The organism is Psychromonas sp. MME2, assembly GCF_040566515.1.
Taxonomy (GTDB): Bacteria; Pseudomonadota; Gammaproteobacteria; order Enterobacterales; family Psychromonadaceae; genus Psychromonas.
Genome location: NZ_JBEWXI010000007.1, coordinates 157,140 through 172,861 on the forward strand (window position 1 = coordinate 157,140; position 15,722 = coordinate 172,861).

The following is a 15,722-nucleotide window of genomic DNA, read 5'->3' on the forward strand; positions in this document are numbered from 1 at the left end:
GGAACCCACAACCTTTATTCGTTTTAGCGAACTAAGTCAAAACCGAAATCAGTTTCACCGTAGACACTGGTTTTCTCATCTAATTTAGCTAAGATTTCATTGACCAATGTGGTTAAAATTTGCATCGCACCTTCATAGCCCCAAGTGGTTTGGTTATGTAGATGGTGGCGATCAAAGATTGGGAAGCCAAGACGGATCAGTGGCACTTTAAATTCAGGGCCTTTAGCCAACGTATCGCGTTCAATGAATTTGGCGTAAGAGTTACCAATCATGAAATCCGGTTTGTTGGTGAACATTAATGAACGGAAGTGCCATAAATCTTTATTGATAAAGACCTTGCTATCAGCACCATAGGGACTTGCATCTAATACAGCTTGCATTTTTTTAGCCCATTTTTTACTACCGTTATGACATAAAATAGTCGTTGGTTCACAACCTAGCTCTAGTAGGAACTTAACCATACCAAGTAGATAATCAGGATCGCCGTAGATACCAAATTTTTTGCCGTGTAACCAAGTATGGCTATCGGTCATCATATCGACCAGACGTCCACGCTCTTTGGTTAAGGAATCGGCAATCGGTGTACCGGTTAATTCACTCAGTTTCATCAGGAATTCATCAGTCCAATCTAGACCCATTGGCACATTTATATCACTGGCGGGTTGTTTCCAAAGCCCTTTAACAATCTTTTTAGTTTTAGTTAAACCCCAAGGTTGCAGTAATAGGGTATCAATGGCATTCGGCGCATCGCTCATCTCCTCTGCTGTTGTACCACCCGCATACATACGGTATTCACCATCGGCAGGGGTACTAAGTACTTCCGTTGGATCTGATAATAGGCTGTAAGGAATACCCATCTCTTTCATCATCGTATGTAAGATACGGTAGTTACCTAAATAGGTTTCAAAACCGGTCACTAAATTGATTTTTTTATTGCTGCCAACAACTTTGTCATCCATGCTGTCTTTGGTAAAGTTATTACAGAAGCCTTCAAACATACCGTCCCAGCCAGTTATATGGCTACCCACAAAGCTTGGTGTATGGGCAAAGGGTGTTGGGATATCCGTTGGAATATGGCCATCTTTTTTTGCATTGGCAATGAATGCGTTAAGGTCATCACCAATAACTTCGGCCATACAGGTGGTTGAAATAGCAACCATTCCTGGCTTATATAATGCGTAGGCATTAGCTAAACCCGCATCCATATTTTTGTTACCGCCAAACACAGCGGCATCTTCGGTCATGGAATCCGATACACAGGCAATCGGTTCTTTAAAGTGGCGGTTAAAGTAGCTGCGGAAGTAGGCAACACAACCTTGAGAGCCATGTACATAAGGTAATGTTTTATCAAAACCCAAAGCACAAAGTACCGATCCTAGAGGTTGACATGCTTTCGCTGGGTTAACGGTTAACGCGGTACGAGAGAAGTTTAACTCTTGGTATTCAAGGGTTGTTGTCCAGTCAAAGATTTCTTGTACTTTCTCTTCGCTATAGGCTTCTTCTGACAGGGCTTTTTTTCTCGCCATCAGATCTTGGTATTCCGGCTGTTGAAATAACGGATACCCAGGTTTAATATTTTCGATAGTTTGACTCATATTTTGTTCTCCTCCTGCATCCGTTCTAAGAACAGTCAGGTATCTTGCTTATTTATCGCGGTAGCAACCTAGATTGCTACCGCATTAACGTTAGCTGAAGTTATGCGCTTTTCTTTAACTCGTCTTTATCGACAAGCCAAGGGGCGGTCAGTTTGCTCCAACATGGGTTGTTCAGTGTCATATCCATATCGCGGGCGAAGATATCGAAACCATCGTAACCGTGATAAGGGCCTGAATAATCCCAGCTGTGCATTTGACGGAAAGGAATTCCCATTTTTTGGAATATATATTTCTCTTTCACACCAGAGCCAATGAGATCAGGTTGGATCTTCTTAACAAACTCTTCAAACTCATAACCCGTCACATCGTCGTAAATTAAAGTGGCATCTTTAACATCGGGTTGCGTACGATCATAATCATCGTTGTGACCGAACTCGTAGCCTGTACCCACCACTTCCATACCCAGATCTTCATAGGCACCGATCACATGACGTGGACGTAAGCCACCCACATATAGCATGACCTTTTTACCTTCTAAGCGAGGTTTGTATTTAGCAACAACGGCTTGCCACTGAGCTTCATACTTCGCAATCACTTGTTTAGCTTTCTCTTGAATAGTTTCATCAAATTTAGAAGCTATTTCAGTCAAAGATGTTGCTATTTTAGTTGGGCCAAAGAAATTGAACTCTAACCATGGAATGTTGTATTTTTCTTCCATGTGACGTGCGATGTAGTTAACACTACGGTAACAGTGCACTAAATTAAGTTTGGCTTTACAGTTCAACTCTACATCTGACAACGTACCGTCTCCAGACCATTGTGATACAACGCGTAAGCCAATCTCTTCGAGTAATAAACGGGTTGACCATGCATCTCCACCGATATTGTAATCACCGATTAAACCCACATCGTAAGGGGTGCCGACAAAGCTATCGTCGTTTTCACGGTTATCAATCATTTTGTCACGCACCGCATCGTTAGCGATGTGGTGACCCAGTGATTGAGAAACACCGCGGAAACCTTCACAGCGAACAGGAACCACTACCTTACCTGTTTTAGCTTGTGTCTCTTTCGCAACGGCTTCTATATCATCACCAATCAAACCAACTGGACACTCCGATTGGATGGAGATACCTTTTGATAGTGGGAAGAGCATTTCCAACTCATCCATTAATATTGCTAGTTTTTTATCACCACCAAAGACGATATCTTTTTCTTGGAAATCAGAGGTAAAGTTCATCGTACCAAAGCTGTTAACGCCTGTTTTACCCGTGTAGTAGTTACGACGTCCTGCTCGTGAATACTGACCACAACCAACGGGGCCATGGCTAACATGGATCATGTCTTTGATTGGACCAAAGACAACCCCTTTCGAACCCGCGTAAGCACAACCTCGGGCAGTCATTACACCGGGTTGGGATTTGCGGTTTGCGGTAATACAGTTACTTGCACAACTTGCATCGCTCGTCCCTAAGTGTTTAGCACGATCTTTCTTGGCACTCTCGGGATAAACCTCGAGGACCTCCTGGATCATTTTTTCATTTTGCTCTTTAATGCTTGTCATAAAAGCCCCCTTAGTGATTACGCAACTGCCGCGGCAGCTTCATCAGCGAGTTCTTGTGCTGTTTTACCAATAATTGATTCGTCTTCTTCTTCCATCAAACCAAAGCCCATGAGTAGTTCTTCAAGTTCGTCCATTGTTACTGGTGTTGGAATAACAAACATTTTGTTATTGATGATTTTGTTTGCAAGTGCACGATACTCATCAGCTTGATTACAAGTTGGGTCATATTCGATTACTGTCATACGACGGATTTCAGCACGTTGTACGATATTGTCACGTGGTACAAAGTGGATCATTTGTGTACCTAACTGGCGAGCTAGTTCCATAATTAGCTCATCTTCACGCGCCGTGTTACGAGAGTTACAGATAAGACCCGCTAAACGTACACTGCCTGATTTAGCGTATTTGCAGATACCTTTAGAGATATTGTTCGCAGCGTACATCGCCATCATCTCACCGGAACAAACGATATAGATTTCTTGTGCTTTATTTTCACGAATTGGCATCGCAAAACCACCACATACAACGTCCCCAAGTACGTCGTAGAATACGAAATCTAAATCCTCCGTATAAGCACCTTCTTCTTCTAAGAAGTTAATCGCTGTGATAACACCACGACCCGCACAACCAACACCTGGCTCTGGACCGCCTGATTCAACACATTTAACATCGCCGTAACCTGTTAGTAATACATCTTCTAATTCAAGATCTTCAACAGATCCCGCTTCTGCTGCCATTTCCATAATGGTGTTTTGCATTTTAGAATGAAGGATAAGACGAGTAGAATCGGCCTTAGGATCACATCCGATGATCATTACTTTTTGATTTGCTTCAGCAAGTGCTGCTACCAAATTTTGCGTTGTAGTAGATTTACCAATACCACCTTTACCATAAATTGCACATTGACGAATAGCCATAATCACATACTCCTGTTGTCGATATAAATGAATAATTTGTTGTTTCCGAATAGGTAATTGCATGTGCTGTACCAAAAAAATAAATAAAACATAACTTATTGATTTTTAACTGTTAATTATTTTTCATTTGATGTTTTTTAGTCGCAAAGAGTTTTTTTGGAGATATTAACAACACAAAAAAGATAGGTTTTGTAACAAGTCAGACAATTCAAGGCAGCGAAATTGTGTGGTTAATTTGGATAGGGGAGTAAATGAGTAAGAATAGGGTGGCAAAGCCATCCCCACTACGATACTTGGATAAGATGTTGTGGGGAGTATTGTTATTTTACTGCAGCGACAAAGGCTATTTCGACTAAATAATCGGGATCGGCCAATTCAACCTTTAAACAGGCTCTACTTGGCGCGCAACCCTGTGGTAGCCACTTTTCCCATGCCGCATTAAATAATGCTAAATGTGCAAAGTTAGTTAGGTAAATGGTTACCGATAAAATTCTCGATTTATCGCTATTGACACTCGCTAGCATATTCTCTGCTTGAGAGAATACTTGCTCTATTTGGTGGGGGAGGTCGGCACTGGCATCTGCCGCGACTTCAACAAAATGGGCGATTTTATTAAATACAGTGACATCAGACCACTTTTCACTTGGGTTTATACGCTGAATATCCATTTTTTCACTCTTATAATAGGGGGAAATAAAGCACTATCTTAACAGAAGGGGTTAATAGTGCATTATTTTGCTACTTCATATTTTATATTGATGGGGCTATTTCGGTTTTATAGAGCAGCATGCCTCTGGCTTGATAATTGGGGAGCGCTGATTCATGGTCTAATGAGCAGGTATGTACCCATACCCGTTTAGTTTCTTCCCATGACCATGCTGATTTTATGGCGTGGCTGAGTAAATAGCCGCCAAATCCCATCCCTAAAAATTTAGGGGCTAGCCCAAAGTAGACGATTTCCACATCACCATCGCTTTGTTGTTGCAGCTCATAGTAACCAGCGATTGAACCTTTGTGGTATGCGACATAGGTACGTAAATTGTCGTTTTCTGCATAATCCTGCCATTGCTCAGATGAGAGAGAGAGTTTATCTGTCCAACTCCATGTTTCCCCTATCAGTTGATAAAGATAACGGTTAAAGCGATACTCCTTTATTTCAAATTCAATAACTTGTAAATTTTCGGGTTGTTCTTTTGCTCGAAAATCCTTAGCTGATCTCATCTCTAAGTAAAATATTTTTATCGCTGACATTATTATCGGTATTCCTAGAAGCGCCCCGTAGGGCAAAAAATAGCACCAATCTGCTTTGTTATAAAATCTCGATGTAGAATCACAATACTTTTATTTATGCCCCGCATCTCGGTACGCTTTTTCTTGTTGACTGTGTATCTTGAAGTATCATGGTTATATGTTGCGAAAATCAGCCGTTGTTGTTGCAAAGCTCTCTATTTCGGCCTCATGGTTTTCTTCTCTGTCTTTTTCCTGTAATGCTTGTTCATACCAAAGCTGCATAGCGGGAACGGCCAGTAATCTTTGTAAATAGGCTGATGATATGGGGCTTAAATCAAGGCTATAGGTTTGTATGCGAAATGCAACCGGCGCATAGAAAGCATCAACCGCGGTAAATTGACTGCCTGCTAAAAATGGCCCTGAGAATTTTTGTAAGCCCTCTTGCCAAATATCGTCAATCCGTTTGATATCCTTCAGCAGAGCAGGTGTCATATCATGCAGTGTTGCTCGTAAACCACAGCTCATTGAGCAAGCGGTGCGCAGTGCTGAAAATCCGGAGTGCATTTCTGCGCTTGCTGATCTCGCCCAAGCTCGCGCTTTTTGATCGTTTGGCCATACCTGTGGGTACTGCTCGGCAAGAAACTCAATAATGGCTAAAGAGTCCCATATGAGTAGCTCATTATCGATTAAGCAGGGGACTAATCCAGCGGGATTCACTTTTTTGTAATCATCCCAATTAGCTTGTTTACCGAAGGGATGAAACTCCTCTGTGAATGGAATGTCTAATTCCTTCATTAATACCCAAGGTCTAAGAGACCAAGATGAGTAGTTTTTATTTGCTATATGTAGAATCATCATCTGACATTTCCTTATCTGTGACTGTTAGCAATAGATAGAGCGGATCAATGAGTTATATGATATTTACTAGATTGATAATGGGTATTTAGCGGTAATTTATAGTTAACTTGCTTTGATATACATCAATATTACATTATCGACTTTTTGTTGCAAGGAAAAGCATTGTATTGCAGATAAAAAGAGTTAAAGGGGATTCAATGAAGGTTCGTGTATATTATTTATTGGCTGGTGTTAAATACGAAAAAGTGGAGGATTTCCTTTTTACTTATATTCAAAAGGCTCCTTCCACTTTTAGATTAATTTTTGAGGTGTGGTTTTTTCTAACCAATACCATCGGCATTATCTTTTTAAGAATTTGAAAGTAAGTTTACCTTTAGTTTCTGCACGCTTACTATTTTTATCGCTCTTGCTGTAAGCTAAAAAGTTCATACCTGTATAAAGAGATTGCATATCCATAATTATTTCCTTTTGTCATTTATGTGGTTTTATTTTGTTATCCTTAATGGATGAGTAAATGTTACACAGATCACATTTTAATGTAAATAGTGAAATGAAATTTATTTACAATTATTTTGAAAAAATAAATAAAAAGTTATTCATATCGCGTAATATCTTTTTTTGTGTGATGGGTGCCATGCTTTTGTGTTCTTTTATTACACTTTTTTGTTTTTGTGAATATATAAAGAAACAAAGTGATATCAAATCAAAGTAACTGAAAAAAGGAGCGTCAAGCTTGCCATATCTAATGAGCATTAATAAATAATGTTTGTTAATTTATAGTGTCAGGTATGAGAAACAGTGATTACCTTTTTATCTCTTCGAAGTAACATGGGATAGAGGTTAGTGATTGTATTTATTCTTTGTCAAAGTAGTAGCTGACGGTTTCGCATGGATTTAAATACTCTTTTATTTGTTCTGGCAGTTGCGCCATGGAGATAACTTTCTCGATTTTTAACTCTTTCTCACTTAATGCGATGATCGGAGCTTCATTTTTCGGAATAGAAGGGTCATAAATTAGGATATTAGGCTGTAAAATATTATTTTCAGTTACGCTGATAACCAAGCCTATTTGTTGGTTGGAAAGCTGCACAAAACAGCCGGGAGGATATACTCCAAGTTTTTTTATTAGAATACCCAGTACTTCTTTATTTAGTTGCTTGCTCTTGTTCTTATAGAGGTAAGAGAGTGCATGGTAGGGGGTGCGGCGAGGTGACTTATCCGTTGGATTACACATGTTGTCATATTCGTTAGCAACGGTCACAATTTGTGACAGTAGCGTAATTTCGTTATCGCGTAATTTCTCTGGGTAACCACTACCGTCTAAGTATTCATGATGTTGGCCAATTATTTCACGTATAGGTTCAGATAGTTCCGCAATTGTTTTACTTTTTTCGACACCATAAAGTACATGCATTTTATAAAAATTATTTTCAGCCGTTGTGATTTTCGGTTTGTTATTAAGAATTTGATCGGGGACTTTGCTTTTACCTATATCATGAAATAACCCACCTAAACCAAGATAAATGAGTTCTTGCTCAGAAAGGTCAAGTGCATTCCCTAATATCATGGCTAATATTGATACATGGAATGCATGGCTATGTTGCTGACCACCTTTATTTCCATTTTTTCCATTTTCCATTAAATGTAGAACGTTATTGTTACCATCAATTAATTTACTACAAATCTTGCTAATCAACTCATGAGCTTCACCGATGGCTTGTGTACTTTGATTGTTGAGTTTTAAATTAATAGCCCGAACAGCGACCAATGACTGATCAAACTCATTTTGGCATTTACGTAAGTCACGTAGATATTTCTTATTTGCCTCTACACGTTGGTGCTTTAATTTCCATAAAGCCTCCAGAAAAGGGTCCTCTTTATCTTTTTCTTGGGGAAGCACGTTTTGGGCTGCGGGAAGCGCATCACTTTTTTCTGGAACATAGAAAACATATTTGCTACTTAGTGATTGCAATATTTTAATTTGTTGCTGATCTTTAATTTTAAAGCTATTAAAAAGAAAAGGGTGCTCCCCCCACTGACTAGGAAGCTGAATATATAAGCCAATAGCAAGTCTATCAGTTGATAATTTTATTTTACCCATTAATCTACCAATTAAAATAATTAAATTATGTTGTGCCAAAATCACCTAGAATAGCTAGATATCTTGCCTGCGTCAAAATCTATATTTAGCTTTATGAAATAACGTTCATAATACGAGTGATTATACTCATTAGGTTAAGTATTTAGTCGAAATTTTATGTGGTAAAAACTTAATGAGAGGCATTAGTTGATGTAACTTATTGTTCATTTTGTAGAAAGTTATAACGAATAATAAATTGATTTTAAACAGTAAAGTAGGCCAGTCATGACAATCCTTAATATTGATTATGCTATTAATATATTTTAGGCTAATCAATATTAAGGATGGAGTATCAAAATAGTATTAATTTATTGTGCGTCCTATTCTGCTTCGTTCTGACGCCATAATTCACTATTTTCTTGTTCTAGAACGGCAATATTTTTATTGTCTATGATTGGACCTGTATGTTGTTGAAATTCATTTTCATCTTCGCCATTGTCTTGGTTAGCAATAAAATTAAGTAGGCAACTGCTATAATTTGCTTCCGCTTTGGCTAAGTGTTTTCCGTCATTACTGCGAATTAGAATGGTATCCCCTACAGAAAAATCACCATGTACTTTGATGATGTCATTGCTTGTTAGTTGTTCTGTCTGCTCCGTAAATGGTGAGTCGAGATTATTTTCTATCACTAATTCACCCTGCGCTCGCGCTGTATGAGTTAACCAATGTAAGTTTTCCTGCATCGGCATTTCATAGGGAGTAAACACGGTACCTGGATTATTGCCTTGTATTAATTGCTCAAATGAACTTTCTTTAAAGCCATTAACAATAAATGTTTTTATACCATGTGAAGTTGCTTTCTCTGCGGCTTCTATTTTAGTTTTCATTCCGCCAGTTCCGACACTGCTGTGCGCGCCACCAGCCATGCTATAAATATCTTGATCGATATTACAGACTTCTTTAATGAGCTTAGCATTTGTATTGGTATGAGGGTTTTTATCATATAAACCATCGACATCAGAACAGATTATTAGCGAATCAGCATCGGCTGCTGCAGCTACCATTGCCGATAGATTATCATTATCTCCGACTTTCAATTCATCGGTTGTCACAGTATCGTTTTCATTGATAATGGGTAAGATGTTATTATCAAGTAATGCGAAAACAGTCTCTCTAATACTGTCATATCTCTCTTTATCGCGGAGATCTCCGTGTGTTAGCAATATTTGCGCTGATGGAAAGTCAAAAAAACGATCCCATGCTGCCATCATTTCATTCTGACCTGCAGCGGCCATCGCTTTCTTTATTGCGAGTGAAGGGGTTTCTATATTGCCAAAAAAATGAGCGCCAGCGGCGACTGAACCGGAAGAAACAAGAATAACCTGTATGTCCATATCTCTGCATTGTAATATAAATTTAGCGATATGAAGTAAATAGCGAGAACTACATCCTTTTCTATCTGGTGCGATTAATGCGCTACCTACTTTCAATACAATCCGTTTCCATTGATAATTTTTCATATTTCCTCTGTTTAAGCGTACTACTTTACTCTTTTTTGCATGTGCAATTTTAATCGCAAGAGTAATAAACGATTAATTGCAGTATGTTACTGTTTTAAATTTATAGTATGTGAAACTTGCGTTTCTACGGCGGGCAGGTGCATTTAGATTGTATAATTAACCATTTTATGATGAGTAATCTAAGTTGACTTAAAGCGTGCGGACACAAAAAATGAGACCATTTATTGTGTTGCGGTGGGCAGTATATCATAATTTTAACTAGATATTTTGTTGATTATCTATTTTTCTATTTACTGGTCCTCGATAGAGGGGGACATATTGATAATATATCGTATGTTGTACTGATTTTTTCCAAGCAGTATTGCTAAAATTTATTTTTGTTTAAGTGACTTCTCTAAGTTTTTATACTTATACTTATACCATTCCGCATTATATTATGGCGTAGCTTATTGAGGAAAAATAAGAGAGAGTCGATACTTATGCGGATTAGCATTAACCCAACCGTATATAACGTTGATCTGGAGGTGTGTTTGAATAAGCATGGAGATATATGTTTCTCTTGGGAAGGGGAGTTGCTAACCTTAATCGTCAAAGGGCCTTTCAATGAGGAAGGGTTTGATTACTATATTTCTTTAATAAGAAAGTCTGTGTTAAATCGCTCAATTAATCACTGGAAACGCCTTGAAATATGGGATGATGAGGTAATGGCTTCCCCCAATGTAGTAGATAAATGCAGAGTAATACATGACTGGTATGAAAAAAATGGCTGTATATTATCTGCCGTCGTGGTTTCAAATAATATGCAAGCGTTACTTCTTAAAAAATCGGTAAAAACTAATGCTGAAATTTTTACGAAAATTGAAGATTCGAAAGAGTGGTTTAAGAGGCAGAGTGCTAAGGCTGTTAAATAATAGTAAATAACATTTGGCCAAAATTTTGGCCAAATGAGTAACATAAAAGGGATTAAATATGAGTTAATTTATGCCCAGCAGGCTACCTAATGTTGTCTGTTCATATTTTACTTTAACGTAATCACCTAATTTGATTTTCTCGGCTTCTTCCCCCTCTACAAGTATCCAAGCATATTTGTCACCGATAAGGTTAGCCGTCACCGTTCCTTCAACAATTGCAGATTCTTCTGTCATGACATCACCAGTAATGGGATTTTTATCTAAGCTTAATGTATAGAATGTAATCGTTGATTCCGGAATAAAGCCGAAATTTTTGCCCGCTGATATTTTAAATAGGTTGTTATCACCATTCGTTTTTCTAGCTAAAACATAGGCTTTGGGTGAAAAGAAATTTTGAAATTCGGTGCGTTCACTCTTGATTGCTTTTTTAGCGGCTTTGCCTATTAAGGCGATTGCTGTTTCGTTGCTTATCGGGCATTTACTATTAGTTGTTTCTGTCTGCATGCTTTTGGTATAAGTAACAGGAATTGTTTTTGCGAAAGCAAGTCCTGGTAATTTATAGAGCTTCAAATTAGCTGATACGGTTGCATCAAAATCACAATGGGCAGGAGTGACTCGAGTTTTACCTTTTTTAGTTTTTCGAGTTTTTCGTTCCGTGAAAGAAGAGGTTAAAAGAATATCTGATATTTTTCCGCTGATTGCATAATTCGCGATTTCTGGGCCATCATATTCTGATTTACCCTTTGATTCAGCTAAGGCAAGTTCACTTTTAAGCTTATTTGCAATTTTTCTATCAACAATCTCGACACCTACATCAGCTAAATATTTCTCCAATGTATTAACCATAGTAACATCAGCATGGCTTATTTTAGCAAGCTCTAAATCTGAGGTGTCTGGGGCAAATATAACGATTTTTTGCTTTTTACCAGAAAGACTCTCTTTCGTTGGCATGAGGTCTGCTTTTTGTAACGATACCTCTGTATAGGTTTCTGGATTGACTTTTGTCGGACCACACCCGCTAAGCCCTAGAGTAGCAATGATAATCGCTGATAATAACTTTTTATTCATTTATATTCCTTAATTTAAATTCAGTACTGAATTGTGGGGTTATATCCATATTTGTATGAATTTATTATGCGCTAACGCTTCTTTTTTATTATTTTTAACATTATTCTTCAAAACCTAATATTAGGTAGATATCTTCACGAGTTTTAGCGAGAGTTAAAAATTTATTAACTGCATTTTCGTAGGCTGCCTGGTTGCTTGTTATAGAGGCTCCATTGAGGCTGTAGTCTTTTTTACTATAAATATTTCCTTGGTTGGATTTTACCCTAAAATTAAAATCGATACGGCTGTTATAAGTGGAAAAATGTTTGCTATTTTTGACTTTTCCATTCAGTTCAATAATGGCGTCTGATTGATTAGATTCTGTCACTTGAAACCCATAGGTTTGCATTATATCTGTGAATAAATTACTGATGGGGCGAGTTTTTTGGTCTGATTTTATTGAGAACTTAGTCGATAGTAATAACTCATTTTCTTTTTGCGAGTATGAATAAAACTCTTTGCTGTAGGGAGTCATGTCAAACGAGTTGTCTGCAACGGCAATTAAATAGAGCAGGGGTTCTGCCTTGGTAACTTCCTTTTGTAGCTTATTATAGACATACAGTTTCTCTATTTTACTTTTATTATTAACATCAGCTAACATGGTACTAATATCACTTCTAATAGCCGCTAACTTAGATTTGTTATTGTTAATAAATCCTTGTCGATTGATTGCCACTAACATGTAGTATTGTTGTTTTACTTGCTCTGCTTTTATTTGTTCAAAGTGAGTAAATTCAATTGCTTTTACGTGGGTGTTAATCTCTTGTGAAAAAAGTTCGTCAGTGCGCCCATTATGCAACGATTGTTTATGTAAAGTATCGCTGTTCACACTAACTGAAAATTTACTGGCAAGCGTTTTTAAAGCGTGTTGTTTTGCTTCATCTAAAGTAGTTCCTTGACCTATGCCATAGATATATTGAGCGGTGTCCTGTGTGGGTGTTAGTACCCATTCTGGAGTTTTCTGCTGGTCGCTATTAGTTGAAGCACATCCCTGTAGAAAAAAGATTAAAATTAAAGATAAATAATAATTTAACCTTGTAGCATTAAGTTGTTGCATTACATTTATCCTATTTAATTTATGTTGTACTCTTTACTTCGTATAATGAAATTCGCTTTGATACTTTTTTTAAGTAATGTTTGGTTTCGTCATAGGGTAATCGCTCCATTAAGGCTTGATAAACCTCACTAGGAGAGAGTTGGTTGATGATTTTTGCCGCACGATTAATATTACGAGTATTACCATCCCCTTTTTTGTTGAATACTTTAGCTACATTGCCCGCACCCGTGTTATAGGCTGCAATAGTGCAATATAGGCGACTTTCAGGATCCTTGATCGACTTGAGGTAGCGTTGATCTAATATGTTGAGGTATGCGCTACCCGTTTCTACATTCACTTCTGGCACATAGAGCTCAACAGGTTTCATTGGTTTATCAATTAAGCGAACCAGTTTGTTAACGTCATGCCCTGCCGTGCGAGGTACGATTTGCATCAATCCATAGGCTGGTACTGCAGATTTTGCTTTAGGATTGAATGCTGACTCTGAATGCATAATGGCCATGATCAATGCAACTGGAATATCAAAACGTTTGCTCTCTTTTTCGGCAAAGGGGCTATATTTTTTAGCTCGTTTACCTAGGCTATTGGTTGGTAATTGTACTGTGTATTTTAATATTTTTCGTTGTGGTTTTGGCTCTGTCTGGCGCAAAACTTGATATTGCTTTTCTACTTTTTTAATTCTTTCCGCTTGCTCTTTTTCGAGCGATATTTGCTGTGCAACTGTTGCTTCTTCAATAATTTGATAGGGTATTTCGACAGTCTTTATGGCGAGTTGATCGGACTTGAGATCCGCTTCAATTTTATACGCGGTCGTTTGTTTTTGGATATTTTGTTTTGCTATTTCTTCATCTTTTTTATTAAATTGTACAGGGGTAACAACTATTTTTTCACTGTTTATTTTTGCTGGAAGTTCATTAGACAATGCGTTTTGTTGTTCTTTTATTATATTTTTTTCAACTTCTTTAGCTAATAATTCGTTAGCTTCTGTTGTGCTAGTATCGATTGGGACCAATACTTCGACTACCACTTCATTATTTTCATAATCAACTAGGGTTGGCTAGATAAATCGTCCGAATATTCTACATTACCCTGGTTATCAGCTGTAGATGCGCCCCAACGATTAATGATTTTTTCTTGTTTTTTATCGTAATCATTCAGATATGATTTTCTCCATTGATCATATTCAGTTAAGTAATCTTGTACAAAACTAATGTACTCCTTAATCATTTGATCTGTATCGGGATGTTCAAACGACTCAATCTCTTGATCAAATTCATCAAATAAGTCATTACAAAGTGATGGGTGAGTTATGATAGATGCAAGGCAAAGAATACTTATTTTTATAAATTTCATAGTTCCCTCTGAATGATTAAGGCACAATTAAATATTGTGCCTCATAATTTTACTTGCTTAATTTAGCTACGATTTTTTCTAGTGCTTCGCTGGTTTTTTTATCATTAAATTTGTTCCATAGCTCAGCATCTTTTGCTTCCGCTTTTTTAATGACTTTTTCAAAATTCATATCAAAAGTCGTTTTGTCCATACCGACTAATGTATATAAACCACCTGCTGGGCTAGTGCGTTTAGTAATTATGCGAGAGTTATTCAAGACTGTGCTAGATATACTTTTTGTTACTTTTTCAAAGTATTCATTTACATTTTCATTAATAGCTTCATTGGATGAATCAGTGTTTGAGGTGGTCGCTGTTTTTATGATGCTTTGTACATTCACTTCAAATTGTCGAGCTAAATTTACACGAGCATCATTGACTGAAATATCGCTCATGATACTGGTCCCTGCGACATTCTTTTTAGCAAAACCTGTTGCGCTTATTTCTAGACCTTGTGGGGTTATGCCACACACCCATTTAGGCGCTTCTTCTTTGGGAGCGTCAGGATAAAAACAGGCCATTGATTGCAGATCTTCAACATTTGAAGTGCTTTGACATGCGCTTAATAAGCCCACGAGTGATAATAACGCGATATTTTTTTTAAACATGTTTAATCCTTTAATTAAATGTTAAATGAAATTAATGCCTATTACTTGCCATTAATTGTTGTTATTTGCCCAAATGCGGCATTCATTTCATATTCACTGAGTAGTGCTTCAAAGCTACTATCAGAATCTAATTCTGTTATCGAGTAGAAGTTGGTGGTAATCGACGATGAAAGCGTGTCAGCGGATAAATCGAACTCCTCTCCTGTATTTAAGCGCTGATTAATTGCTCTGATTTGTTCGCTATGATTAAGTTCAGAAGGTTGATAATTGACTCTACCTAGCACCAGGTTATAGAACATAAGGTTTTTACTTAATTCGTATGTTTCTGCATAATATTCAATGTTATTGGCCTCAGTTCTTATTATTTCCTGAGAGGGTAAGTAGTTAGCAATAACATTATTATTTAAAAATAAGCCCAAATATGGAATAGGCGCTTCAAAGTCATTTTTTTTTGCTAGGACTGAAAAACCCACCAATCGGTCTGATTGTATAAACGTAGTAAGAAGGTATTTATCTGAATTATAATAATAATATTTCACTTCTTGGTGTTGCTTTGATGTTCTTATTACTTGAGGTTGGCCTAATAATTGATGCACATATTCGCGGGTAAAACCGATGCGAAGTTGACTGATACGATCATATTCAACTTGATTCGTGAATCTTGAAATAATCTCTTCATAGGCACTAATTGCGACATCTTTTGTATCATTCCATTGTCCCATCGAAATCATTAATGCCATGATAGTAATAGCAATATTCTTAATTTTAGACAGGGGAGTGGGGGGCTCAATTTCTATCTCGTTATGATGAGATGCTTCCCTAACTTCTTCATCTTGCATCAATGCAATATCTCCCTACGTCCAAAAGCACACCAATTATTGGCA

15 protein-coding genes are annotated in these 15,722 nt (G+C 37.5%); 1 reads left to right on the top strand and 14 read right to left on the bottom strand.

The genetic code is table 11. The annotated features are described in order from the left end of the window. Positions 1–23 precede the first annotated feature (23 nt). The 8 genes from nifK to proB all read right to left on the bottom strand — a co-directional run bounded on the left by nifK (position 24) and on the right by proB (position 9,764). Complete coding sequence (gene nifK / locus AB1A03_RS07770; protein ID WP_354624094.1) at positions 24–1,595, bottom strand: nitrogenase molybdenum-iron protein subunit beta; 1,572 nt, start codon at positions 1,593–1,595, stop codon at positions 24–26. A 100-nt stretch (positions 1,596–1,695) separates the two neighbouring features. Continuing rightward, positions 1,696–3,159 (bottom strand): nitrogenase molybdenum-iron protein alpha chain, encoded by a 1,464-nt coding sequence (gene nifD, locus AB1A03_RS07775; RefSeq protein WP_354624095.1) that lies wholly within the window; start codon positions 3,157–3,159, stop codon positions 1,696–1,698. 17 nt (positions 3,160–3,176) lie between these two features. After that, the gene (gene nifH, locus AB1A03_RS07780) at positions 3,177–4,139 is read right to left on the bottom strand and encodes a nitrogenase iron protein (RefSeq protein ID WP_502945932.1); all 963 of its coding nucleotides are present in this window, start codon (positions 4,137–4,139) and stop codon (positions 3,177–3,179) included. 257 nt (positions 4,140–4,396) lie between these two features. Beyond that, positions 4,397–4,744 carry a RidA family protein gene (locus AB1A03_RS07785; RefSeq protein WP_354624096.1) on the bottom strand — a complete coding sequence of 116 codons (348 nt, stop codon included), beginning with the start codon at positions 4,742–4,744 and terminating at the stop codon, positions 4,397–4,399. A gap of 82 nt (positions 4,745–4,826) precedes the next feature. Beyond that, a complete protein-coding gene (locus AB1A03_RS07790; protein ID WP_354624097.1) occupies positions 4,827–5,327 on the bottom strand; it encodes a GNAT family N-acetyltransferase in 501 nt (166 codons plus the stop codon). 153 nt (positions 5,328–5,480) lie between these two features. Further along, a complete protein-coding gene (locus tag AB1A03_RS07795; RefSeq protein WP_354624098.1) occupies positions 5,481–6,164 on the bottom strand; it encodes a glutathione S-transferase family protein in 684 nt (227 codons plus the stop codon). A gap of 853 nt (positions 6,165–7,017) precedes the next feature. Then, entirely contained in the window at positions 7,018–8,265 is a 1,248-nt protein-coding gene (locus tag AB1A03_RS07800) for a cyclic di-GMP phosphodiesterase (protein ID WP_354624099.1), read from the bottom strand. A gap of 359 nt (positions 8,266–8,624) precedes the next feature. Next, on the bottom strand, positions 8,625–9,764 hold the full coding sequence (gene proB, locus AB1A03_RS07805; RefSeq protein ID WP_354624100.1) for a glutamate 5-kinase: 1,140 nt from the start codon (positions 9,762–9,764) through the stop codon (positions 8,625–8,627). A 530-nt stretch (positions 9,765–10,294) separates the two neighbouring features. Here proB and AB1A03_RS07810 point away from each other — a divergent pair. After that, a complete protein-coding gene (locus AB1A03_RS07810) occupies positions 10,295–10,675 on the top strand; it encodes a hypothetical protein (RefSeq protein ID WP_354624101.1) in 381 nt (126 codons plus the stop codon). Positions 10,676–10,738: 63 nt separating this feature from the next. Here the strand turns inward: AB1A03_RS07810 and AB1A03_RS07815 are convergent, their stop codons facing one another. From AB1A03_RS07815 to AB1A03_RS07840, 6 genes are all read right to left on the bottom strand, one after another. Beyond that, entirely contained in the window at positions 10,739–11,743 is a 1,005-nt protein-coding gene (locus AB1A03_RS07815) for a hypothetical protein (protein ID WP_354624102.1), read from the bottom strand. A gap of 100 nt (positions 11,744–11,843) precedes the next feature. Further along, positions 11,844–12,839: an LPP20 family lipoprotein gene (locus tag AB1A03_RS07820; protein WP_354624103.1), complete on the bottom strand. Its 996-nt coding sequence runs from the start codon at positions 12,837–12,839 to the stop codon at positions 11,844–11,846. Between the two features lie 19 nt (positions 12,840–12,858). Further along, the gene (locus tag AB1A03_RS07825) at positions 12,859–13,851 is read right to left on the bottom strand and encodes a transglycosylase SLT domain-containing protein (protein ID WP_354624104.1); all 993 of its coding nucleotides are present in this window, start codon (positions 13,849–13,851) and stop codon (positions 12,859–12,861) included. A 35-nt stretch (positions 13,852–13,886) separates the two neighbouring features. Continuing rightward, a complete protein-coding gene (locus AB1A03_RS07830) occupies positions 13,887–14,192 on the bottom strand; it encodes a hypothetical protein (RefSeq protein ID WP_354624106.1) in 306 nt (101 codons plus the stop codon). A gap of 49 nt (positions 14,193–14,241) precedes the next feature. Then, entirely contained in the window at positions 14,242–14,838 is a 597-nt protein-coding gene (locus AB1A03_RS07835; protein WP_354624107.1) for an LPP20 family lipoprotein, read from the bottom strand. Positions 14,839–14,879: 41 nt separating this feature from the next. Beyond that, positions 14,880–15,677 carry an ETEC_3214 domain-containing protein gene (locus AB1A03_RS07840; RefSeq protein WP_354624109.1) on the bottom strand — a complete coding sequence of 266 codons (798 nt, stop codon included), beginning with the start codon at positions 15,675–15,677 and terminating at the stop codon, positions 14,880–14,882. Positions 15,678–15,722: the final 45 nt, after the last annotated feature.